Source organism: Pseudomonas sp. MPC6, from assembly GCF_006094435.1.
In the GTDB taxonomy this organism is placed as follows: Bacteria; Pseudomonadota; Gammaproteobacteria; order Pseudomonadales; family Pseudomonadaceae; genus Aquipseudomonas.
The window spans coordinates 5,493,388-5,515,735 of sequence record NZ_CP034783.1; the positions used below are offsets into that span (position 1 = coordinate 5,493,388).

Sequence of the window (22,348 nt, forward strand, 5' to 3'; positions counted from 1 at the left end):
GTTCTACCCCTTGACCGCGCCGGACGTCAGCCCACGCAGGAAATACTTGCCAGCGAATATGTAGACCAGCAGTGTCGGCAGCCCGGCGATCATCGCGGCGGCCATATCAACGTTGTATTCCTTGGCCCCGGTGCTGGTGTTGACCAGGTTGTTCAGGGCCACGGTAATCGGCTGGGCGTCGCCACTGGCGAAGACCACGCCGAACAGGAAGTCATTCCAGATCTGGGTGAACTGCCAGATCAGGCAGACCATCACGATCGGGATCGACATCGGCAGCAGGATCTTCCAGAAAATCGTGAAGAAGCCCGCGCCATCCAGGCGTGCAGCCTTGACCAGCGCATCCGGAATGCTCACGTAGTAGTTGCGGAAGAACAGCGTGGTGAACGCCAGGCCGTAGACCACGTGCACCAGCACCAGACCGGTGGTGGTATTGGCCAGGCCGAACTTGCCGAGGGTGAACGAGGCCGGCAACAGCACGGTCTGGAACGGCAGGAAGCAGCCGAACAACAACAGACCGAAGAACAGTTGCGAACCGCGGAAGCGCCACATCGACAGCACGTAGCCGTTCATTGCACCGATAAAGGTCGAGATCAAAACCGCCGGCACGGTGATTTTCACCGAGTTCCAGAAGTAGCCGCCGACCACGTCCCAGGCCTTGATCCAGCCGATGCCATCGATCACGGTCGGCCAGCTCAACAGGTTGCCGGTGCGGATGTCTTCCGGCGATTTGAAGCTGGTCAGCAGCATCACGATCAGCGGAATCAAATACACCGCCGCCGCCAGCAACAAGGTGGCGTAGATCGCGACTCGGCTGAAGCTGAGCGCCGGTTTGCCGAGTTGATTAGTCATGGCGCTTGCCTCGCAGCTCGGAGTACAGGTACGGCACGAGGATGGTCAGTACGGCACCGAGCATCAGCATGGCGCTGGCCGAACCGATGCCCATCTGGCCACGGCTGAAGGTGAAGGAGTACATGAACATCGCGGGCAGGTCGGAGGAGTAGCCGGGACCGCCCGCGGTCATCGCCGCCACCAGGTCGAAGCTCTTGATCGCAATGTGCGCGAGGATCATGAAGGCGCTGAAGAACACTGGCCGCAGGCTCGGCAACACGATCTTCAGGTAGATGGTCGGCAGGCTCGCACCGTCGACTTGCGCGGCACGGATGATCGATTGATCGACTCCGCGCAGGCCGGCGAGGAACATCGCCATCACAAACCCCGAGGCTTGCCACACGGCAGCAATCACCAGGCAATAGACCACGCGATCCTGATCCACCAGCCAGTCGAGACGGAAGCCTTCCCAGCCCCAGTCACGCAGCATCTTGTCCAGGCCCAGGCCCGGGTTGAGCAGCCATTTCCACGCGGTACCGGTGACGATCATCGACAGCGCCATCGGGTACAGGTAAACGGTGCGGATGAAGCCTTCCTTGCGAATGCGCTGATCCAGCAGCACGGCGAGGAACACCCCCAGCACCAGGCTGATGCCGATGAACATGCCGCCGAAGAGCGCGAGGTTCTTGCTCGCGACCCACCAGCGATCGTTGTCCATCAGGCGCATGTATTGCTGCAGGCCGACCCACTTGTAGCTCGGCATGAAGCTGGAGTTGGTGAAGGACAGAACGAATGTCCAGATGATGTAACCGTAGAAGCCAACCAATACGATCAGCATGCTCGGCGCGAGTACCAACTTGGGTAACCAGCGTTGCAGCGCATCGAACGGTGAGGCTTTGCTGAAAACCGCCACAGAGCTCATCGGGATAATCCAGGTGGAGAAGTGAGGATCGGAGTGCGGTCCCCTGTAGGAGCTGGCTTGCCAGCGAAAGCGGTGGGTCAGTCGATACATGTATTGGCTGATACACCGTCTTCGCTGGCAAGCCAGCTCCTACAGGGGGTCACTCAGAGTCAGGGATTACTGGGCGGCCTTGACAGCCGATGCCAGTTGCGCGCTGGCCTTGGCCGGGTCAGCGTTCTTGTCGTTCATGAAGTTGGTGACCACGTCGAAGATCGCGCCCTGCACGGCCAGGGAAGTGGCCATGTTGTGCGCCATGCTCGGTTGCAGGCCGCCGGTCTTCTCGTCCGCCAGGAAGTCCTTGGCCGCGGTTTGCGCGCAAGCATCGAAGCCCAGGCCACTCATGTCGTTGAGCATGTCGGTGCGCACCGGGATCGAGCCTTTGTTGATGCTGAAGACTTTCTGGAAGTCTTTACCCAGAGCGACCTTGGCCAGGTCTTGCTGGGCGGCGATGTCGCCTTTGCGGTCAGCCTTGAGCTTGAATACGGCCAGCGAGTCGATGTTGTAGGTGAAGGCTTTTTCGGTGCCCGGGAACGGCACGCATTGGTAGTCCTTGCCCGCGACTTTGTTGGCGGCGGTCCATTCGCTCTTGGCCCAGTCGCCCATCATCTGCATGCCGGCCTTGCCGTTGATGACATCGGCGGCGGCGATGTTCCAGTCACGACCGGCACGGTTCGGGTCCATGTAGCCGGTGATTTTTTTCAGCTCGGCGAAGGCCTTGGTCATCTCGGCACCCGAGAGGGTTTTCTGATCCAGGTCGACCAGGGCTTTCTTGTAACCATCGGCGCCCATGACCGAGAGCACCACGTCTTCGAATACGGTGCTGTCCTGCCAAGGCTGACCACCGTGGGCGAGCGCGATGAAGCCTGCGGCTTTCAGCTTGTCGCCGGCGGCGTAGAACTCTTCGAGGGTGGTCGGCGCTTTTTCGATTCCGGCTTTCTTGAACACTTGCGGGTTGATCCACAGCCAGTTGACGCGGTGGATGTTCACCGGCACAGCCACGTAGTCGCCGTCGTATTTCACGGTGTCGGAGACTTTCTTGATCAGCAGGCTGTCCCAGTTCTCCGCTTTGGCAACGTCTTTCAGCGCATCGGTGCTGAGCAGGCCAGTGCTGCCCCACTCCTGGATGTCCGGCCCCTTGATCTGGGCGACGCCCGGCGGGTTACCGGCAACGGCGCGGCTCTTGAGGACGGTCATGGCCGTGGAACCGCCACCACCGGCGACTGCGCCGTCCTTCCAGGTGAAGCCGTCTTTTTCGACTTGAGCCTTGAGCACATCGACCGCTGCCTTTTCACCACCGGAGGTCCACCAGTGAACGACTTCCACCGAACCTTTGGCGTCAGCGGCAAGGGCACTCAGCGGGAATGCAGAAAGGGGAAGCAGCGAGGCAAGAGAAATGACAGTAGCGAGGCGAGAAATCGCATTCATCTAGAAGTACCTTTCTTGTTGTTATGCATGCAAGTCTGGTGCTTGCGCTGCATGGATTTTAAACAGGAGTCATCCCTTCGCAGGTAACGAAGGGACGCTCGAATGTCACCACATGGTTACACAGGAACGCTCTGGGCCAACTGCCCCAGCGCCGTGGCCATGCTGGGCGCCAGCGGCAGGCGCGGGATCAACACGGCTTGCCAGGCGTGATACAGGTCGGGTTTGCCGGCCCAGATATCGGCGCTCGGGCGATTTTGCGGATCGAGCTCGTGATACCAGCTGCCGTCTCGGCGGTCGATGAAATGACTGTCACAAAACTCCCAGAACACTCGGTACCAGTGTTCGTAGTATTCCTCGCCCGTGCGCTTGAGCAGAGCGCTGGCGGCGGCGCTGGCTTCGCAATGGGTCCAGTGCAGGCGATGACGAACCACGGGGCGATTGTCCCAGTCGAGGGTGTAGACGATGCCCGGCGCACCGTCGACGCTCCACCCTTGACGACAATTGTGCTCGAACAGTTTTTGCGCATCCGTGGCGAGCCAGCCTGGCGCCGGCATCCCGGCCCGGACCCGCGCCGCTTCAAGGTGCAGCAACAGCCGCGCCCATTCGAAACCGTGGCCGGGCGTGGTGCCGTAGGGGCGGAAACCGTCGGCCGGATTGGCGTGGTTGTATTCGCGCAGCGGCTGCCAGTCGCGGTCGAAATGCTCGACCACCAGGTAGTCGTTGGCGGCGGCGTGCGTATGGATAACGCGCTCGACGATGCGCTGGGCGCGGACCAGCCAGCGGTTGTCCCGGGTGACGTCGGCCAGCGCGAGGAAGGCTTCGGTGGCGTGCATGTTGCTGTTGGCGCCGCGATAGGCTTCCTCGCAGCTGAAGTCGCGGTTGAAGGATTCGCGCACCGCGCCCTCCTCCTCGCTCCAGAAATGCGTGTCGATGATGTCGATCGCATTAATGAGTAACGCTCGGGCGCCGGGCCGTTGGGCGACTACCGCAGAACTCGCGGCCAGTGCGACGAAAGCATGCAGGTAGGCGGCTTTGCCGGTGTTGCCGTCGCGGTGTTCCGGGGTGGCGAACCAGCCACCGTGTTCAGCATCGCGCAGCGGACCGCTGAGGGCTTTGACCCCGTGATCCACCAGCTCGGCAAAACCCGGCAGGCCCTGGATGTGGGCCATGGCGAAACTGTGGGTCATGCGCGCGGTGTTCATGGTTTCGGCTTGGGCGTTGGCCGGCAGGCGACCCTTTTCATCGAGGTTGCCGAAGCCTTCGGCGAGCGTTGCGGCCTTGGCGAACGCCAGCAGGCGCAGGCCTTCGGCGGCGAGCCATTGCTGATGGGCCGGTGCGTTGAGCCAACTGCTGAAGGCGGGTTGGAAGGTGTCCATGGGGTGCCTTTTTTTGTTGTTATGACTGGGGGCAGTCTAAACAACGGGCGGTGGCGGGCTTGTAACGAAGGGGGTGGGTTATGTCACCGTTTTGTGACATTTCTCCTGAGAATGAGTTGATTGATCTGACGCCGAAGAACGATAACGCGGTGTTGCTAATCAACACTGCGAGGCAACTGCAATGTCACCCTTAACCCACCCTCACGCAGATTCTGCAGGCTGACCTCGCCCCCATGACTATGGGCAATGTTGCGCGCAATCCCCAACCCCAACCCATACCCCTGCTGCTGCCCCGCCAACCTGAAGTGCGGTTCGAACACCTGCTCCAGCCGCTGCTCCGGCACCCCTGGCCCCTCATCATCGACATGCAAGACAAACGCGCTGTCATCGTCATCGATGTGCAGGTGCGCGTTCTGCCCATATTTCAGGGCATTGTCGATCAGGTTGCCAATGCACCGCTTGAGCGCCAACGGCTTGCCCGGATAAGGCGCCAGTGCCCGACCTTGCTGGGTCACCCGGCCATTGCCGTTGGGTGCAAGGTACGGTTCCACCAGGCAATCGAGCACATGGTTGAGGTCCACCGGTTCGATATTCTCGTGAATGTCGGTGTCTTTCACGCATTGCAGCGCGCCTTTGACCAGCAGCTCCAACTCATCCAGGTCGCGACCGAACTTGGCTTGCAGCTGTTCATCCTCCAGCAGTTCGACCCGCAGCCGCAAGCGGGTGATCGGCGTGCGCAGGTCATGGGAAATCGCGCTGAACAACTGACTGCGTTCGGTGAGATAACGGCTGATTCGTTCGCGCATCGCGTTGAAGGCACGGCCCACTTCCACCACTTCACTGCCACCGCCCTCGGCCACCGGTTCGACTTCGGCCCCCAGGGACATATCGCGTGCCGCCCGTGCAAGACGCTTGAGCGGCCGGCTCTGCCAGTGCACCAGCAGGCCGATGAACAACAACAAAAAACCACTGGTCAGGACGATGAACCAGACCTGTTGCGCCGGCAGCCCCTGCTCTTCAAGGCTGGTATAGGGCTCGGGCAACAGCGAAGCGATGTACAGCCACTCCCCCGGCGCCATCTGGATCTGGGTGACCAGCACCGGCGGATTGACCGGTTCCAGGGTCAGCGCGTAATGCGCCCAGGAGCGCGGCAACTCGTCGAGTTTCAGCCCGCCGTTGAAAATCCGCAGGTCTTCGGGGCTGACAAACGTCACCGAGATATCCGTGTCCTGCCCCAGGGACTGGCGCAGCACTTCATCCACCGCCTTGAGCACCGCCGCCTTGCGCGGGGTGATCGGCAGCAGCTCCATGCCCAAGGGTTTGTCGTTGAGGGTCACCACGAACCGGGTGCCACCCATGCTGCGCAACTGGTCGAGCACCAGCGGCCGGAACGCCACCGGCAGCGAACGGAAGTAGCTGACGCTGGCGGTCATCGAATGCGCGAGGCTGCGGGCGCTGGTAACCAGCCCCTCGAGCTGGGTGGCGCGCAGCTGCGAAACCCAGATCACGCTCGACAGCGCCTGGGCGAACAGCACCGCCAGCAAGGTCAGCAATAACATCCGCCCGAGCAGTGAACGCGGCACGGGCACCTTGGCGGCGAGTTGGCGGAAAAACTCAGTGGCCATTACTGGCAACCACATTGGCTGCCAGTTGGTAGCCGCTGCCGCGCACGGTACGGATCAGCCGCGGCGGTTTTTCGGTGTCGCGCAGGCGCTGGCGCAGGCGGCTGACCGCCATGTCGACGATGCGATCCAGGGGCATCAGATCGCGGCCACGGGTGGCATTGCCGATGGTGTCGCGGTCGAGGATTTCCTGAGGGTGATCGAGGAACAGCTTCAGCAGGGCGAAATCGGCACCGGAGAGAATCACTTCTTCGCCGTCGATGTGGAACAGCCGATGGCTGACCATGTCCAGGCGCCAGTCATCGAAAGCCAGCACTTCACTGCCGGAGCGTTCCTGACCGAACTGCGCGCGGCGCAGCAGCGCCTTGATGCGTGCTTGCAGCTCACGGGGACTGAAGGGTTTGCCCAGGTAGTCGTCGGCGCCCAGCTCCAGGCCGATGACACGGTCGGCCTCGTCGGAACTGGCGGTGAGCATGATGATCGGCACCTGGGCCTGACGCGGGTGCTGGCGAATCCAGCGGCACAGACTGAAACCGTCTTCGTCCGGGAGCATCACGTCGAGGATCACCAGGTCGCTCGGCGCCTCGTTCATCGCCTGGCGAAAGCCGGCACCGTCGGGCGTGGTCCGGACCTGGAAACCGGCGCGGGTCAGGTAGGTGTCCAGCAACTCGCGTATCTCTTGATCGTCATCGACCAACAAAATCGACTTGTTGACTGAGCTCACTGGAGGCGTCCTTGTTATTTGAGTTGGGACGGATTATGCCTGATGCACCGTTTTTACAAACACCGCAGAAACAATGTGGGAGCGGGCTTGCTCGCGAAGGCGGACTGACATCCAGCACAGATGTCGCCTCATACACCGCATTCGCGAGCAAGCCCGCTCCCACATTTTGATCGCATTTCAGGCCGGGATGGATTGCTCCAGCGCTACCCCTGCGCCCATCAGCCCCGAATACGGCGCCGTCACCAGCCACACCGGAATGCCCTTGAAGTAATCGCTCATGCAGCCCTTGTCGGCAAAGCACCGGGCGAAACCGCTTTCGATGAAGAAGTCGGCAAACCGCGGAATCACCCCACCCACGATGTACACGCCACCGCGTGCACCGGTGGTCAGCACGTTGTTGCCGGCCACACGACCGAGCCAGCAGCAGAACTGTTCAAGCACTTCCAGGGCAATCGGATCACCCGCCAGCCCGGCTGCCGTAATCGATTCCGGGGTATCGAGCACGGCCTCGTGGCCGTCTACCGCACAGATCGCCCGATAGACCCGCGGCAAGCCACTGCCGCTCAATGCGGTTTCAGCGCTGACATGGCCGATCTCGTTGAAGATGTGCTGCCACAGCTGGGTTTCGCGCAGGCTGCTCAGGGGCAAATCGACGTGACCGCCCTCCCCCGGCAATGCGGCGAATCGGCCTTCACCCAGGTCCAGCAAGGTACCGACACCCAGGCCAGTGCCGGGGCCGATCACTACCGCGGGGCGCAAAGGTTCCGGGGTACCTTCGCAGACCACCCGGAACTCGTCCGGCTGCAAGCGGGTCATGCCCAACGCCATGGCCGAGAAATCGTTGACCAGCAGCAGTTGGTCCACCTGCAACTGCTGGCAGAACCCCTGGCGACTGAGCCGCCAGTGATTGTTGGTGAACTTGAATTCATCGCCGCTGACCGGGCCCGCCACCGACAGGCACACCGAACCGAGCGAACCCGGCGCCAGGCCGAGTCCGCCCAGGTAGAGGCTGATCGCCTCTTCGGGGCTGGCGTGATCTGCCGTCGCCAGCACCTGGATCGACTCCAGTTGCTGGTTTTTCCACAACGCGAAACGTGCGTTGGTCCCACCGATGTCACCGACCAAAGCCAGTTTCAATTAAGCGTCTCCAGGGCAGAAGTAAAGGCGCTGGCGCCCTGCTCTGCGGAGCTGAAGGCCATGCGCATGAAACCGAACAGTTCGCGCCCGCTGCCGATGTTATTGGCCAACAGGCCCTTGGCAGGTTCGCGCGCGGCGAATGCTTCGGCGTCCACCTTAAGCTCCAGAGTGCCGGTGACGCCATCGACGCGGATGATATCGCCCTCTTGCACCCGCGCCAAAGCGCCGCCCACATAAGCTTCGGGGCTGACGTGAATCGCCGCCGGGATTTTGCCGGAAGCCCCGGACATGCGCCCGTCGGTCACCAGGGCCACCTTGAAGCCACGATCCTGCAGCACGCCGAGGAACGGCGTCATCTTGTGCAGTTCCGGCATGCCGTTGGAGCGCGGGCCCTGGAAGCGCATCACGGCGACGAAGTCCTTCTCCAGCAACCCGGCCTTGAATGCATCGGCCAGATCCTGCTGATCCTGGAACACCATGGCTGGCGCTTCGACGACCTGATTTTCCAAGGCCACCGCCGAGACTTTCATCACACCGCGACCGAGGTTGCCTTCCATCACGCGCAAACCGCCTTCTGGCGAAAATGCACGAGCGACCGGGCGCAGGATGGTTTCGTCGAGGCTTTCGGTCGGGCCTTCGCGCCAGACCAGCTCACCGTTATCGAGGAACGGTTCCAGGGTGTAGCGGCTGAGGCCGTGGCCAAGCACCGTGTTGACGTTTTCATGCAGCAGCCCGGCTGCCAGCAATTCGCGGATCAGGAACGACATGCCGCCCGCTGCCTGGAAGTGGTTGATGTCGGCTTTGCCATTGGGGTAGACGTGGCTCAGGGTCGGCACGACTTCGGAGAGGTCGGCCATGTCCTGCCAGGTCAATTGAATGCCCGCCGCCATGGCGATGGCCGGCATGTGCAGGGTGTGGTTGGTCGAGCCGCCGGTGGCGTGCAGCGCCACGATCGAGTTGACCAGCGAACGCTCGTCGACGATTTCGCCGATCGGCATGAAATCACCGCTCTGCTTGGTCAGGCGCGTGACCTGATGCGCCGCTTCGCGGGTCAGGGCATCGCGCAACGGCGTGTTCGGGTTGACGAAAGAGGCGCCCGGCAAGTGCAGGCCCATGACTTCCATCAGCAACTGGTTGGTATTGGCAGTGCCATAGAACGTGCAGGTGCCGGGGCTGTGGTAGGACTTCATTTCCGATTCCAGCAGCTCTTCGCGGCTGGCCTTGCCTTCGGCGTAACGCTGGCGCACGTCGGCTTTCTGCTTGTTGGAAATGCCCGAGACCATCGGCCCGCCCGGGACGAAGATCGTCGGCAAGTGACCGAAGCGCAGGGCGCCCATCATCAGGCCGGGCACGATCTTGTCGCAGATGCCCAGCATCAGCGCGCCGTCGAACATGTTGTGGGACAGGGCCACGGCGGTGGACAGCGCGATCACTTCACGGCTGGGCAGGCTCAGCTCCATCCCCGGCTCACCCTGGGTCACCCCATCGCACATGGCCGGGGTGCCACCGGCGAACTGGCCGACCGAACCGATTTCACGCAGGGCCCGCTTGATCTGCTCAGGGAAGACTTCGTACGGCTGATGCGCCGAGAGCATGTCGTTATATGACGAAACAATTGCGATGTTGGCGGCATTCATCATCCGCAGGCTGTGCTTGTCATCGCTGCCGCAACCGGCGACGCCGTGGGCGAAGTTGGCGCACTGCAGCTTGCCGCGCATCGGCCCGTCGCTGGCGGCACCACGAATCAGTGCAAGGTAAGCCTCACGTGTTGCGCGGCTACGGGCGATAAGTCGTTCGGTGACCTCAAGGACGCGGGGATGCATGTGTAGAACTCCAGGCTAACGGATGTGGCGACCTGATTGTCTATGCTGAACAAGGGCCGTTGTGTTTGGGATGACAGACGGTTTTCTTGATCGGTCGGACCAGTTGATTCAGGTCACTCGTTGTAGATTGAACAAAATATTGCCATTAAAAAGGCTTGTTTTCTATTTTTATGCGAATAATCTTGTAATTCCAACAACAAAACGACGGCGGCCCTGTTAAATGACTCTTCGAATCGCAATCAATGGTTTTGGCCGAATTGGCCGCAACGTGCTTCGTGCACTGTATACCCAAGGCTATCGCCAGGACCTGCAGATCGTTGCCATCAATGATTTGGGCGACAGCGCGATGAATGCTCATCTGCTCAAGTACGACACTGTTCATGGCACGTTCGCCGCCGATATCCAGCACGATCTGGAAAGCCTGACCGTCAACGGCGACCGCATTTCGGTCAGCGCCATTCGCAACCCGGCCGAGCTGCCCTGGGCGGCGGAAAAGATTGATGTCGTATTCGAATGCACCGGCCTGTTCACCGACCGGGCCAAGGCCGCCGCGCATATTACTGCCGGCGCGCGCAAAGTGATCATCTCGGCCCCGGCCAAAGGCGCCGACGCCACCGTGGTGTATGGGGTCAACCACGATATCCTGCGTCAGTCGCATCAGATCATTTCCAATGCGTCATGCACCACCAACTGCCTGGCCCCGGTGGCCCAGGTGCTGCATCGCGAGCTGGGCATCGAAAGCGGCCTGATGACCACGATCCACGCCTACACCAACGACCAGAACCTGACCGACGTCTACCACAGCGACCCGTACCGCGCCCGTTCCGCCACCCAGAACATGATCCCGAGCAAGACCGGCGCGGCCGAAGCGGTCGGCCTGGTGCTGCCGGAACTGGCGGGCAAACTGACCGGCATGGCCGTGCGTGTACCGGTGATCAACGTATCGCTGGTGGACCTGACCGTGCAGCTCAAGCGCGAAGCGTCGGCGGATGAAGTGAACGCATTGCTCAAGGAAGCCAGCCGGCATTCGAAGATTCTCGGCTACAACACCCTGCCGCTGGTTTCCAGCGACTTCAATCACAACCCGCTGTCGTCGATCTTCGACGCCAACCACACCAAGTCCAGCGGCAAGCTGCTCAAGGTCCTGGCCTGGTACGACAACGAATGGGGCTTCTCCAACCGCATGCTCGATAACTGCCTGGCGCTGTGCAACGCCGAGTAAGCGAAGCTTCCTGTAGGAGCTGGCTTGCCAGCGAAGACGTCCGAAAGATCGCCATCGCCACCAAGCCGCCCCACCCATTGCCTGTGGAACACCCCATGATCGGTATCAGCTTCACGCAAAAGACCCTGGCGGCGCGCAAGCGTATCGCCCTGGTCGCCCATGACCACTGCAAGGTGTTCCTGCTGGACTGGGCCGAGCGGCACAAAGACCAGCTTGCGCAACACGAACTGGTCGCCACCGGCACCACCGGATTGTTGTTGCAACAACGCCTGGATTTGCCAGTGGAAAGCATGATCAGCGGCCCCCTGGGTGGCGACCAGCAGCTCGGCGCGCGAATCGCCGAGCAGCGGGTCGACATGCTGGTGTTCTTCTGGGACCCGTTCGAACCGCAGCCCCATGACCCGGACATCAAGGCACTGCTGCGGGTCGCGGCGGTCTGGAACATTCCCGTCGCCTGCAACGAATGCAGCGCCGACTATCTGCTGAGCAGCCCATTGATGGATCAGGCGCACCCGCACCGGATCCCGGATTACGCCACCTATCTGCAAAGCCGCGCATAAACCTTCACAATTGAGTGCTTGACCAGTAGAGCGGATGATAAGCATTATCATTCGCTCTACATGGATCAGGTCCTCCCGTGAGTCAATCGCGCTTCAATCACGTCTTCATCGCCCAGCGAGTCTCACTGCTGCGCACCCTGGAGCGGATGGTCAACAATCACAGCACCGCCGAAGACCTCCTGCAGGAAACCTACCTGCGCGTGACCCGGGCGCTCAGTGAACGGGCCATCGATCACCTTGAACCCTTCGTGTTCCAGACCGCCCGCAACCTGGCGCTGGACCATCTGCGTGCGCGTCGCATCCACTCGCGCACCCTGCTCGACGACGTGCCGCTGGACGTGGTGCAGGCCGTCGCCTCCCCCGTGAGCAGCGCCGAGGACGCCGCCCATGCCGAACAATTGCTGGAGCGTCTGAACGTGAGCCTCAACCGACTCAGCGCCCGCCAGCAGCAGATTTTCATGCTCAGCCGTCTGCACGGGCACAGTTACCTGGAGATTGCCGAGAAGCTCGGCGTATCGTTGAGCACCGTGCAAAAAGAACTGAAGCTGATCATGGCGATCTGCATCGGTGTTGCCGAGCGCGTGAACGGCGACTGAGCCCGCAAGGCTTTGCTACCCTTGCCTCTCTTTCGGGCTTGATTAAAAAAACAGCCGTGCGCAGACGCTGCCGAGGAAACACCGTGATGGACACCCACCGCTCCCCTGCCCCTTCCCCGGCACGGGACCCCGCCAGCGCAATGGACCAGGCTTTGGACTGGCTGATCGTGCTGGGCAATCCGAGCGAGGAACAGACCCGACAGTTCCATGTCTGGCTCGCTGCCGATCCCCTGCATGCCGAAGCGTTTGCCAGGGCCCAGGCGATCTGGGACGGCCCGCAGGTGCTGCAATGCGCGCAAAGCCTGGCCGCCCAACCGCCAAAGGTGACCGTGCTGTCGCGCCTGCGACCACACTGGAAACCCCTGGCCACGGCTGCCGTGCTGATCCTCGGTTTGTTCAGCTTCAGCAACTTGCCGATGCGCCTGCAGGCCGATCATTTGACCGTGGTCGGTGAGCGTCAGCGTTTGCAACTGGAGGACGGTTCGAAAGTCCTGCTCAATACCAATTCAGCGTTCTCCAGCACCATCAACGATCAGCAGCGCGTGGCCCGCCTGTATCAGGGCGAGGCGTTTTTCGACGTGTCGGCCAATCGCGCCCAGCCGCTGCAAATCGACGCCGGCCCGGTCAAGGCCAGCGTGCGCGATACCGCGTTTGCGGTGCGCTACCTCGATGGCGTGGCACAGGTGCGGGTGCAGCGTGGCGACGTCGACTTGCAGGCAACCCGCAGCGACGCGCGGGTGCGTTTGTCCGCCGGGGAAAGCATCCGCATCGGCCCCAACGGTTTCGATCGCCCGGCCAAGCTCGATGCCGCCACCGACCTGGCCTGGGTCCAGGGCCGGCTGGTGTTCGAAAACTGCCCGCTGAACCAGGTGCTGGCAGAGTTGCGTCGCTACTATCCCGGCTGGATCATCAATAACAATGAGCAACTGGCCGACGTCGCGGTGACCGGCAACTACCGTCTCGATCAGCCGCTGGATGTCGTACGCTCGCTGGCCCACATCACCTCGGCCCGGCTTCAAGAATTCCCGGCGCTGGTCATAATTAACTGAATGAGAATTATTTTTACTCGATAGCTGAAGGTCGTTCGTCTCGTTATAGCCAATGCAATTGATTCGCATCTCTAAATGCCAATCAGCACCTATAAAGATTCGTGCGACACGGAGCGCTATTCGATGTCCCCTCGTCCTACCCGCCAATCCTCTTCACCTTCGCGCATGCTGTCGTTGCTGACTGCCGCCATCCTGATGGCCGGCAGCGCGCAGCTCCTGGCGGCCACCGCCGACGGGCAGCCGACCCGCAACATGGGCGATTACTCGTTCGCCATTCCCCAGCAGTCGCTGGTGTCGGCGCTTAATGCGTTTACCGCGGTGACAGGCTGGCAAGTCGGCTTGCCGGCCGAACTGGCGCAAGGTGTGGCCTCGCCGGGCGTGCGGGGGGCCCTGCCACCGGAGAAAGCCCTGGATCGCCTGTTGGTGGGGACCAACCTGAGCTATCGCAAACTGGGCAACCACAACATCGTGCTGGAGAAGCGCGCCAGCAGCGGCGCCATCAACCTGCAGCAGATGACCATCAGCGCCACTCGCCAGCAACAGAGCGTGGAAAGCGTGCCGGGCACCGTCACCGTTCACACCCGTGAAGAATTGGACCGCAACAACGTCAACACCATCAAGGATCTGGTGCGTTACGAACCGGGTGTTTCGGTGGGGGGTGCCGGTCAGCGCGGCGGGATCAGCGGCTACAACATTCGTGGCATCGATGGCGCCCGGATCCTGACCCAGGTCGACGGCGTTGAAATCCCCAACAGTTTCTTCAACGGCCCTTACGCCAAAACTCAACGCAACTACGTCGACCCGGAAATCATCAAGCGCGTGGAAATCCTCCGCGGCCCGGCCTCGGTGCTCTACGGCAGCAACGCCATCGGTGGTGCGGTCAGTTACTTCACCCTCGACCCGGACGACATCATCAAGCCGGGCCAGGACGTCGGGGCACGCCTCAAGACCGGTTACAGCTCCGTCGATGAGAGCTGGCTCAAGTCTGCCACTGTTGCCGGTCGGGCCGATCTATTCGACGGCTTGCTGCATTACAGCCAGCGCGACGGTCATGAAACCGAGTCTTATGGCAGCAACAACGGCACTGGCCTGGCACGCACCGCGGCCAACCCGGAAGACGCACGCACCACCAACGTGCTGGCCAAGATCGGCTGGAACTATAACGATGATTCACGCCTGGGCCTGACCTACGAGAAGTACAAGGACGACCGCGACAGCGACCTGAAAAGCGCTTACGGCGGCCCCTTTTTCAATGGCCAACCGACCATTTCCGCGAACATCCTGCCGGGCGGCATGTATCAGTGGCGCACCGGTAATGACACGGTGACCCGTGAGCGCTTCGGCCTGGAACACCGTTTCGCCCTCGACAGCCTGCTGGCGGACAACGTCAAGTGGAGCCTGAATCATCAGGTCGCCAAAACCGATCAGAGCACCGCCGAGTTTTACTTCCCGGTCTCCCGCCAGGTGCTGCGCACCCGCGAAACGCTCTACGAAGAAAAGCAGTGGATACTGGATGCGCAACTGGATAAAGGCTTCAGCCTCGGCGACACCGAGCACCTGTTGACCTACGGCACCACGATCAAGCAGCAGAAAGTCACCGGCTCGCGTAGCGGCAACGGCACCTGCCTGGCGTTGTTCGGCACTTGCCGGGCCATCGGCGCGGTCAGCCCGGGCGATGTGCTGAAAAAATCCAGCGACTTCCCGGACCCGACCATCAACACCTACAGCCTGTTTGCTCAGGACCAGATCAGTTGGGACAAATGGACCTTCCTGCCAGGTGTGCGCTACGACTACACGCAACTCAAGCCGCACATCACCCAGGAGTTCCTCAACACCGTGGCCGCCGACGGTCTCGGCACCGTGAGCGACAAGAATAAAACCTGGCACAAGGTCTCACCCAAGTTCGGCCTGACCTATGCCCTGACCGATCATTACACCTGGTATGGCCAGTACGCCGAAGGCTTCCGTACGCCGACCGCCAAGGCGTTGTACGGGCGCTTCGAGAACACCACCCCCGGCTACACAGTGGCGCCGAACCCGGACCTGGAACCGGAAAAAAGCAAAAGCTACGAAACCGGCCTGCGCGGCAATTTCGAATCCGGTTCGTTCGATGTCGCGGTGTTCTATAACAAGTACCGTGACTTCATCAACGAAGATGCGATCACACCCGGCGACGACCAACTGACCTTCCAGAGCCACAACATCAGGCACGCCACCATCAAGGGCGCGGAGATCAAGGGCCGCTTGAACCTCGATGCCTTCGGTGCGCCTCAGGGCCTGTACACCCAGGGTTCGCTGGCTTACGCCTACGGTCGCAACAACGACACCGGCGAGCCGCTCAACGGTGTCAACCCGATGACCGGCGTGTTCGGCCTCGGATACGACCAGGACAACTATGGCGGCCTGCTCAGCTGGACGCTGGTGAAGAAGAAGGACCGCGTCGACAACAGCAACTTCAACTCGCCGGACGGCGTCAGCAGCCAGTTCAAGTCTCCGGGCTTTGGCATGCTCGACCTCACCGGTTTCTACAAGGTGACCAGCGACGTGACCATCAGCGCCGGCCTCTACAACCTGACCGACAAAAAGTACTGGCTGTGGGATGACGTGCGCGGTTACGACGGCGTGGGCGAGGCAGCCGTGATCAACCCGGCCAACCTTGATCGCCTGACCCAGCCAGGTCGCAATTTCGCGGTCAACCTGATCTGGGACATCTGACCCTCTGTTACCTCGCTGCGCGGTGTTCAATGCCGCACAGTGAGGATTTTTTACTGTCCGGCGCCTGCCCATTCGTCTCGTTACCAGGCGCCTCTTTTTCTCAAGGATTTCTCATGACCCCTCAGGACACCGCTCAACGCCCTGCTCTGCGTTCGCAACGCTTGAACCAGATCACTAACGAGCCTCACACCAGGCTTGATGCCTTGGTCAAAGCCCACGCACCGTTTGAAACCCAGGCCAACTTCGCGCGTTTCGTGGTGGCGCAGTATCTGTTCCAGTCGGAACTGGTGTCGCTGTACAACAATGCCGAACTGACAGCCATCGTCCCGGACCTGCCGGCCCGCTGCCGTGCTGAAGCAGCCAAGGCTGACCTGGCGGACCTGGACACCGAAGTGCCAGCGCCAGTCGCCGGAGCCGTGAAGAACCCAACCAAAGCCGAGGCGCTGGGCTGGCTATTCGTCTCCGAAGGTTCAAAGCTTGGCGCCGCGTTTCTGATCAAGCGTGCCGTTGGCCTGGGCTTGAGCGACACCTTCGGTGCCCGGCACCTTGGCGAACCCGCCGGTGGCCGTGCCGAAGGTTGGAAAAGCTTTGTGAAAACCCTCGACGGGCTGGCGTTCACGGCACAGGAAGAAGCCGAAGTGGAACAGGCGGCGGTCGATGCGTTCAACCGGTTTACCGTGTTGCTGGAACAGGCCTATGCCACCACCCCCGAACTCGCCTGATTGAATGCAATCCCCTGTGGGAGCAAGCCCGCTCCCACAGGGACCGAGCAAACCAGCAGGATCCCGATCAAGCTTGAAAAACCCCCTCGAGCCCATGCCTCTGCCCGCCACCTCCAGACTCGCCCGCATCCTCTTCGGCCTGCTGGCCTACATCAGCCTCGGCATCGGCCTGATCGCCATCGTCGTACCCGGCCTGCCGACCACCGAGTTCATCCTGCTCGCCGCCTGGGCCGCCACTAAAAGTTCGCCGCGCCTGAGCGCCTGGCTGGAAAACCATCGGCTGTTCGGACCGATCCTGCGCAACTGGCGCAACGGCAAAATCATTGCCCGTCGAACCAAGGTCAGCGCCACCGTCAGCATGCTGCTGTGCGCCGGGTTGATGTTGTTCATGCTCGATCATGGCTGGCCGATTTACCTGGCGATCGCGGGCATGAGCCTGGGGAATGCGTGGATCTGGTCGCGGCCGGAACGTCTCTCTCGACCTGCCTGACACTCGCCACATACGACCACCCGTCGGCTTGCCCTCATGCAACCCGGCCCCGCGCCGATGGTTCAGGATTGGCGCTGAATGGACTTGGCGAACCGGGTCTACCCCCGACCCGCAGCCAACACCTCATCCATTCGCGAGTTCGCCCTATGTTCGACGCTCTCTCCATCCGCCTGAAAATCGTCCTGCTGTCCGGCCTGTGCCTGCTGGGCGTGGTCCTCCTGATCGTCGGCATGAACATCTACCAGACCAATCAGAACGACCAGCTGGTCAGTGCCTCCAGCAGCAAAATGCTCACCGCCAGCGTGCAGGATCTGCTCCAGGCCAAGGCGGCCGAACAAGCCGTGCGCGTGCAGAAGACTTTCGGCGAAAACCTGCTGGTGGTGACCGCCCTGGCTGATCAGATCAAGGACATGCGCAGCATGGCCGCCAAGCGCTCGCTTGAAGCCGGGGCCCTGCGCGAAGAGTTGAACCAGAGCCTGAAGACCGCCTTCGAGCGCAACAGCAAGGTGCTGGGGATCTGGCTGGCCTTCGAACCCGATGGCCTGGACGGCAAGGACCGCGAATTCGCCAACGATGCGGCGCGTCAGTCCAATGAGGCCGGTCGTTTCGCCAGCTACTGGAGCCGTGCCGGCGGGGCCGGTATCAATACGATCATGGTCGAAGACGACATGACCAAGACCACCTTGAGCCTTAGCGGCACGCCATATAACAGCTGGTACACCTGCCCCCGCGACAGCAAGCGCACCTGCCTGCTGGACCCGTATGCCGACACCGTCGCCGGCAAGGAAATGCTGATGACCACCATTGCCGTACCGCTGCTGGTGGATGGCAAATCCATCGGTGTGGTCGGGGTGGATATCGCCCTCGACGCCTTGCAAGCGGCGTCTGTCGAATCTCAACGCGAGCTGTTCAATAGCGCCGGCCACATGCTGATCGTCTCCGGCAGCGGCGTACTCGCCGGCTATAGCGCGGACGCGAGCAAAGTCGGCAAAAGCATCAGTGACACGCTGGGCCCGGATGGCAAGGACGTCCTGCAATTGTTGGGTGGAGCCGCGCCGAAAATACTCGAACAGGGCGACCTGATCCGTGCGGTGTACCCGGTCAGCCCGATTGCCGAATCCAAAGCCTGGGGCGTGGTGATCGACCTGCCCAAACAAGTGCTGCTGGCCGACTCGGTGAAACTGCAAGCGGTGCTCGATGATGCCCAGCAAAGCGGCACGATCAAGGCGGTGCTGGTGGCGGTAGTCGCTGGCTTGATCGGCCTGTTGCTGATCTGGCTCACCGCGTCCGGCGTGACCCGGCCGATCAATAGCGTGGCCCAGATGCTCAAGGCGATTGCCAGCGGCGACGGCGACCTGACTCAGCGCCTGCACTACAACAAGAAAGACGAACTGGGCGAGTTGGTCAGCTGGTTCAATCGTTTCCTCGACAAGCTGCAACCAACCATCGCGCAGATCAAGCAAAGCATCACTGACGCCCGTGGCACCGCCGACCAATCTTCGGAAATTGCCCGTCAAACCAGCGAAGGCATGCAGGTGCAATTCCGCGAAATCGACCAGGTCGCCACCGCGTCCAATGAAATGAGCGCCACCGCCCATGACGTCGCCAACAGTGCGTCGAATGCCGCGAGCGCAGCCAAAGGTGCCGATCAGTCGGCCCGCGATGGCCTGTCGATCATCGAGCGCAGCACCCGCGACATCAATCAGCTCGCCGAGGAAGTCAGCAAGGCGGTGACTGAAGTTGAAGCCCTGGCGGTCAACAGTGAACAGATCGGCTCGGTACTGGAAGTGATCCGCAGCATCGCCGAGCAAACCAACCTGCTGGCGCTCAACGCGGCAATCGAAGCGGCCCGTGCCGGCGAGAGCGGGCGCGGGTTTGCGGTCGTGGCCGATGAGGTGCGCAACCTGGCCAAACGCACGCAAGACTCGGTGGAAGAAATCCGCCAGGTGATCGAGCGCATCCAGACCGGCACCCGCGGCGTAGTGGCCACCATGCATTCGAGCCAGACCCAGGCCCACAGCAACGCCGGACAGATCCAGCAGGCGGTGCAGGCCTTGAGCAAAATCAGCGACGCGGTCACCGTGATCAGCGACATGAACCTGCAAATCGCCAGCGCCGCCGAACAGCAAAGCGCCGTCGCCGAAGAGGTCAATCGCAACGTCTCGGCCATCCGCACCGTGACCGAAACCCTCACCGGACAAGCCACCGAATCGGCGCAGATCAGCAACCACCTCAACGCCCTGACCACCCGGCAGATGGAATTGATGGATCAGTTCCGGGTGTAGCCCGCAATAGATCGCAGCCTGCGCCGATCCCTGTAGGAGCTGCCGCAGGCTGCGATCTATCGATCTTTTGATCTATGCTGCCCTCTCGCTCCGGAGGGCCTTCGATGACTGATCTACTCACGTCCATTCAAGCCGCACTCGGCTTGCCTCATACCCCTATCCCGTTCACTTCCAGTGGCGCCCTGCCCTCGGCGTTTGCCGTGACAGACCTGGCGTGCGCCAGCATGGCCGCCGCCGGCCAGGCCATCGGCGAATTGCTCAATCAACAAACCGGGCGCCTGCCCCACCTTGAGGTCGACCGGCGCCTGGCCTCGTTCTGGTTCTGGACCTCGATCCGCCCGATGGGCTGGAGCGTGCCGCCGCTGTGGGACCCGATCGCGGGCGACTACGCGACCAAAGATGGCTGGATCCGCCTGCACACCAACGCCCCCCATCACCGCGCCGCTGCCGAACACGTGCTGGGTGTCTGTGCCGACCGCGCAGCGATGGCGAGCAAGGTGGCTCAGTGGACCAACACCGATCTGGAACAGGCGGTGGTCGACGCTGGAGGCTGCGCCGCCGAGATGCGATCCTGGGCGCAGTGGCAGGCCCATCCCCAAGGTCAGGCCGTAAATGCCGAACAGCTGATTCAGTTCGCCGCCAACAGCAGCCGGAACGCAAAACCCTGGCAAGGTTCGGTGGCGCAACCGCTGGCCGGGATCAAGGTGCTGGATCTGACTCGCGTACTCGCGGGACCGGTCGCCAGCCGTTTTCTCGCCGGGCTCGGCGCCGACGTCCTGCGTATCGATCCACCGACCTGGAACGAACCGGGCGTGGTGCCTGAAGTCACCCTGGGCAAACGCTGCGCGCGTCTGGATCTGCATGACAAGGCCGATCGCGAGCTGTTCGAAGGCCTGCTCAAGGACGCCGACATCCTGCTGCACGGCTATCGCGCCGATGCTTTGGAGCGTCTGGGGTATGGCCTCGCCGAACGCCAGCTATTGGCTCCCGGGCTGATCGACGTCTGCCTGAACGCCTACGGCTGGAGCGGCCCGTGGCAGAACCGCCGCGGCTTCGACAGCCTGGTACAGATGAGCAGCGGCATAGCCGAAGCCGGCATGCACTGGCAGCAGGCGGACAAACCGACGCCCTTGCCCTTGCAAGCGCTGGATCACGCCACCGGGTATTTGATGGCGGCCAGTGCGATCAGGTTGTTGGCCCAACGGTTGAACAGCGGACGGGGCGGCTCGGCGCGATTGTCCCTGGCGCGGACGGCGAAGTTGTTGGTCGAGGGTGGTGCCGGGACGGATGAGCCGCTGCGGGCGGAGGAAGAAAGCGATCAAGGGTTGTTGGTCGAGCAAACGCCCTGGGGGCCGGCGCATCGGTTGCAGGTTCCTTTGAGAATTACCGGGACGCCGCTGCAGTGGGCTATTCCGGCTGGGGAACTGGGTTCACATCGCCCGTTGTGGTGGTGACGATACCGGCCCCTTCGCGAGCAAGCCCGCTCCCACATTAGTCCGCGTTCGTCCAGGTAAACTCGATCTCCTGTGGGAGCGGGCTTGCTCGCGAAGGCGGCGGCCCAGTCAATATCGATATCGCCTGACACACCGTTTTCCGAGCAAGCCCGCTTGTATGTTTAGACTTGTAGGGGTGGTGGGACTAAAAGCCAGCATCTGACTCTAGCCAGTACAGACCGTGGGAGACTTCGCCCCACCCCTTCACCAAAGCGCCGATAAGGAATGCATCGGCCATGACCGACGATAGAAGCAAGCCAGCGCAATGGTGAAGCCCCGACAAGCCTTTAAACCCTAACCCGGAGCTTTCTTTGTGGCAATGAGTGTCTCGCGTTCTGTAGTCGGAGTGGATGTCGCCAAGGCCGAAGTGGTGGTCTATCAGGCCGACACGGATCTGCTGTTGGCCGTGTCAAACGATAAACCGTCTCTTACAAAGTGGCTGAAAACGTTACCTGCAAACAGCGCCATCGCTATTGAAGCCACCAATATCTATCACCTGGATACGGTTGAGCTGGCTCATGCAATGGGACATACCGTCTATGTCATCGACGGCTTCCGTTTGAGTAATTACCGCAAAGGAGTGGGTGGCCGCGCCAAAACAGATGCCAGCGACGCCCGTTTACTGGCGCGTTACTTGAAGAACGAAGAGGAAGAGCTACGTCCTTGGAGCCCGCCGCCGAAGGTCTATACCAAGCTTCAAAGCCTGCTTCGAAGACGAGCGACATTGGTCCAGGCGCGTGTCAGTTTGACTCAAAGCTGGAACGACGAACCGCTGCTGAAAGCGGCATTCAAACAACAGATCGCTGCCATGGGCCGATTGGATTTACTCATCCAGAAGAAGCTGTTGGACGTCGTAAAAGAGGCGGGTCTGCTCGAGCAAGTCAAACGCTGCCAGGCCGTAGAGGGGGTCGGTTTTCTTACCGCCACCGCACTGACGATGGCATTTCAACGTGGCGACTTCGCCAGTGGTGACGCCTATATCGCGTTTCTTGGAATGGATTTGAGAGTCTCTGATTCGGGGCAGATGAACGGACGTCGAAAGCTGACCAAGAAAGGTGACTCAGAGATACGGCGCCTGCTGCATAACGCGGCGATGGCTGCCAGTCGCTCAAAGACCTGGAAGCCGTTTTACGAACGCTATCTGGAGCGGGGATTAAAGACGACTCAAGTGCTGGTCATCCTGGCTCGCAAGCTGGCACGGGTGGCATTCGCCCTGATGAAGAACCAGAGCGAATATCAGCCAAATCCAGTTTTTGGGGCTTCCCCCCAAACATAGAATCTCCCACAGGTCCAGCGTTCTCCACCCTTAAGTCCTGCGCA

The 22,348-nt window shown here is 61.5% G+C and carries 18 protein-coding genes; 10 read left to right on the forward strand and 8 right to left on the reverse strand.

Annotation, left to right across the window (positions count from 1 at the left end):
• Positions 1 to 3 precede the first annotated feature (3 nt).
• The 8 genes from ELQ88_RS27530 to edd all read right to left on the reverse strand — a co-directional run bounded on the left by ELQ88_RS27530 (position 4) and on the right by edd (position 9,896).
• Positions 4 to 849 carry a carbohydrate ABC transporter permease gene (locus tag ELQ88_RS27530; protein ID WP_138968908.1) on the reverse strand — a complete coding sequence of 282 codons (846 nt, stop codon included), beginning with the start codon at positions 847 to 849 and terminating at the stop codon, positions 4 to 6.
• On the reverse strand, positions 842 to 1,750 hold the full coding sequence (locus ELQ88_RS27535; protein WP_084319029.1) for a sugar ABC transporter permease: 909 nt from the start codon (positions 1,748 to 1,750) through the stop codon (positions 842 to 844). The genes ELQ88_RS27530 and ELQ88_RS27535 overlap by 8 nt, the downstream gene beginning before the upstream one ends.
• A gap of 156 nt (positions 1,751 to 1,906) precedes the next feature.
• Positions 1,907 to 3,214 (reverse strand): ABC transporter substrate-binding protein, encoded by a 1,308-nt coding sequence (locus tag ELQ88_RS27540; protein ID WP_128872262.1) that lies wholly within the window; start codon positions 3,212 to 3,214, stop codon positions 1,907 to 1,909.
• 116 nt (positions 3,215 to 3,330) lie between these two features.
• Positions 3,331 to 4,590, reverse strand: a complete 1,260-nt coding sequence (locus ELQ88_RS27545) for an AGE family epimerase/isomerase (RefSeq protein WP_128872263.1) — start codon at positions 4,588 to 4,590, stop codon at positions 3,331 to 3,333.
• 155 nt (positions 4,591 to 4,745) lie between these two features.
• Positions 4,746 to 6,215, reverse strand: a complete 1,470-nt coding sequence (locus tag ELQ88_RS27550; RefSeq protein WP_128872264.1) for an ATP-binding protein — start codon at positions 6,213 to 6,215, stop codon at positions 4,746 to 4,748.
• A complete protein-coding gene (locus tag ELQ88_RS27555; RefSeq protein ID WP_008155851.1) occupies positions 6,205 to 6,936 on the reverse strand; it encodes a response regulator transcription factor in 732 nt (243 codons plus the stop codon). The genes ELQ88_RS27550 and ELQ88_RS27555 overlap by 11 nt, the downstream gene beginning before the upstream one ends.
• Before the next feature lie 177 nt (positions 6,937 to 7,113).
• Positions 7,114 to 8,073: a glucokinase gene (locus ELQ88_RS27565; protein WP_128872266.1), complete on the reverse strand. Its 960-nt coding sequence runs from the start codon at positions 8,071 to 8,073 to the stop codon at positions 7,114 to 7,116.
• Positions 8,070 to 9,896, reverse strand: a complete 1,827-nt coding sequence (edd, locus tag ELQ88_RS27570) for a phosphogluconate dehydratase (RefSeq protein ID WP_128872267.1) — start codon at positions 9,894 to 9,896, stop codon at positions 8,070 to 8,072. The genes ELQ88_RS27565 and edd overlap by 4 nt, the downstream gene beginning before the upstream one ends.
• Before the next feature lie 220 nt (positions 9,897 to 10,116).
• On the opposite strand from edd, the gene gap reads away from it, so the two are divergent.
• The 10 genes from gap to ELQ88_RS27620 all read left to right on the forward strand — a co-directional run bounded on the left by gap (position 10,117) and on the right by ELQ88_RS27620 (position 22,304).
• A complete protein-coding gene (gap, locus tag ELQ88_RS27575; RefSeq protein ID WP_138968910.1) occupies positions 10,117 to 11,118 on the forward strand; it encodes a type I glyceraldehyde-3-phosphate dehydrogenase in 1,002 nt (333 codons plus the stop codon).
• Between the two features lie 95 nt (positions 11,119 to 11,213).
• Positions 11,214 to 11,678 (forward strand): methylglyoxal synthase, encoded by a 465-nt coding sequence (locus tag ELQ88_RS27580; protein ID WP_128872269.1) that lies wholly within the window; start codon positions 11,214 to 11,216, stop codon positions 11,676 to 11,678.
• A 77-nt stretch (positions 11,679 to 11,755) separates the two neighbouring features.
• Complete coding sequence (locus tag ELQ88_RS27585; protein ID WP_138968911.1) at positions 11,756 to 12,274, forward strand: sigma-70 family RNA polymerase sigma factor; 519 nt, start codon at positions 11,756 to 11,758, stop codon at positions 12,272 to 12,274.
• Between the two features lie 83 nt (positions 12,275 to 12,357).
• Complete coding sequence (locus ELQ88_RS27590; protein WP_138968912.1) at positions 12,358 to 13,323, forward strand: FecR domain-containing protein; 966 nt, start codon at positions 12,358 to 12,360, stop codon at positions 13,321 to 13,323.
• 123 nt (positions 13,324 to 13,446) lie between these two features.
• The gene (locus tag ELQ88_RS27595; protein ID WP_138968913.1) at positions 13,447 to 16,038 is read left to right on the forward strand and encodes a TonB-dependent receptor; all 2,592 of its coding nucleotides are present in this window, start codon (positions 13,447 to 13,449) and stop codon (positions 16,036 to 16,038) included.
• 113 nt (positions 16,039 to 16,151) lie between these two features.
• Positions 16,152 to 16,760 (forward strand): biliverdin-producing heme oxygenase, encoded by a 609-nt coding sequence (locus ELQ88_RS27600; protein WP_138968914.1) that lies wholly within the window; start codon positions 16,152 to 16,154, stop codon positions 16,758 to 16,760.
• Between the two features lie 94 nt (positions 16,761 to 16,854).
• Positions 16,855 to 17,250, forward strand: a complete 396-nt coding sequence (locus ELQ88_RS27605; protein WP_138969589.1) for a YbaN family protein — start codon at positions 16,855 to 16,857, stop codon at positions 17,248 to 17,250.
• 146 nt (positions 17,251 to 17,396) lie between these two features.
• Positions 17,397 to 19,535: a methyl-accepting chemotaxis protein gene (locus ELQ88_RS27610; RefSeq protein WP_138968915.1), complete on the forward strand. Its 2,139-nt coding sequence runs from the start codon at positions 17,397 to 17,399 to the stop codon at positions 19,533 to 19,535.
• Positions 19,536 to 19,639: 104 nt separating this feature from the next.
• Entirely contained in the window at positions 19,640 to 20,989 is a 1,350-nt protein-coding gene (locus tag ELQ88_RS27615; RefSeq protein WP_138968916.1) for a CoA transferase, read from the forward strand.
• A 352-nt stretch (positions 20,990 to 21,341) separates the two neighbouring features.
• Positions 21,342 to 22,304 (forward strand): IS110 family transposase, encoded by a 963-nt coding sequence (locus tag ELQ88_RS27620; RefSeq protein ID WP_138963519.1) that lies wholly within the window; start codon positions 21,342 to 21,344, stop codon positions 22,302 to 22,304.
• Positions 22,305 to 22,348: the final 44 nt, after the last annotated feature.

What these genes read in the sequence shown, in the direction of transcription:
- ELQ88_RS27530 (WP_138968908.1), bottom strand. Translation starts at nt 849, where the DNA reads ATGACTAATCAACTCGGCAAACCGGCGCTCAGCTTCAGCCGAGTCGCG.
- ELQ88_RS27535 (WP_084319029.1), bottom strand. Translation starts at nt 1,750, where the DNA reads ATGAGCTCTGTGGCGGTTTTCAGCAAAGCCTCACCGTTCGATGCGCTG.
- ELQ88_RS27540 (WP_128872262.1), bottom strand. Translation starts at nt 3,214, where the DNA reads ATGAATGCGATTTCTCGCCTCGCTACTGTCATTTCTCTTGCCTCGCTG.
- ELQ88_RS27545 (WP_128872263.1), bottom strand. Translation starts at nt 4,590, where the DNA reads ATGGACACCTTCCAACCCGCCTTCAGCAGTTGGCTCAACGCACCGGCC.
- ELQ88_RS27550 (WP_128872264.1), bottom strand. Translation starts at nt 6,215, where the DNA reads ATGGCCACTGAGTTTTTCCGCCAACTCGCCGCCAAGGTGCCCGTGCCG.
- edd (WP_128872267.1), bottom strand. Translation starts at nt 9,896, where the DNA reads ATGCATCCCCGCGTCCTTGAGGTCACCGAACGACTTATCGCCCGTAGC.
- gap (WP_138968910.1), top strand. Translation starts at nt 10,117, where the DNA reads ATGACTCTTCGAATCGCAATCAATGGTTTTGGCCGAATTGGCCGCAAC.
- ELQ88_RS27580 (WP_128872269.1), top strand. Translation starts at nt 11,214, where the DNA reads ATGATCGGTATCAGCTTCACGCAAAAGACCCTGGCGGCGCGCAAGCGT.
- ELQ88_RS27595 (WP_138968913.1), top strand. Translation starts at nt 13,447, where the DNA reads ATGTCCCCTCGTCCTACCCGCCAATCCTCTTCACCTTCGCGCATGCTG.
- ELQ88_RS27600 (WP_138968914.1), top strand. Translation starts at nt 16,152, where the DNA reads ATGACCCCTCAGGACACCGCTCAACGCCCTGCTCTGCGTTCGCAACGC.
- ELQ88_RS27605 (WP_138969589.1), top strand. Translation starts at nt 16,855, where the DNA reads ATGCCTCTGCCCGCCACCTCCAGACTCGCCCGCATCCTCTTCGGCCTG.
- ELQ88_RS27610 (WP_138968915.1), top strand. Translation starts at nt 17,397, where the DNA reads ATGTTCGACGCTCTCTCCATCCGCCTGAAAATCGTCCTGCTGTCCGGC.
- ELQ88_RS27615 (WP_138968916.1), top strand. Translation starts at nt 19,640, where the DNA reads ATGACTGATCTACTCACGTCCATTCAAGCCGCACTCGGCTTGCCTCAT.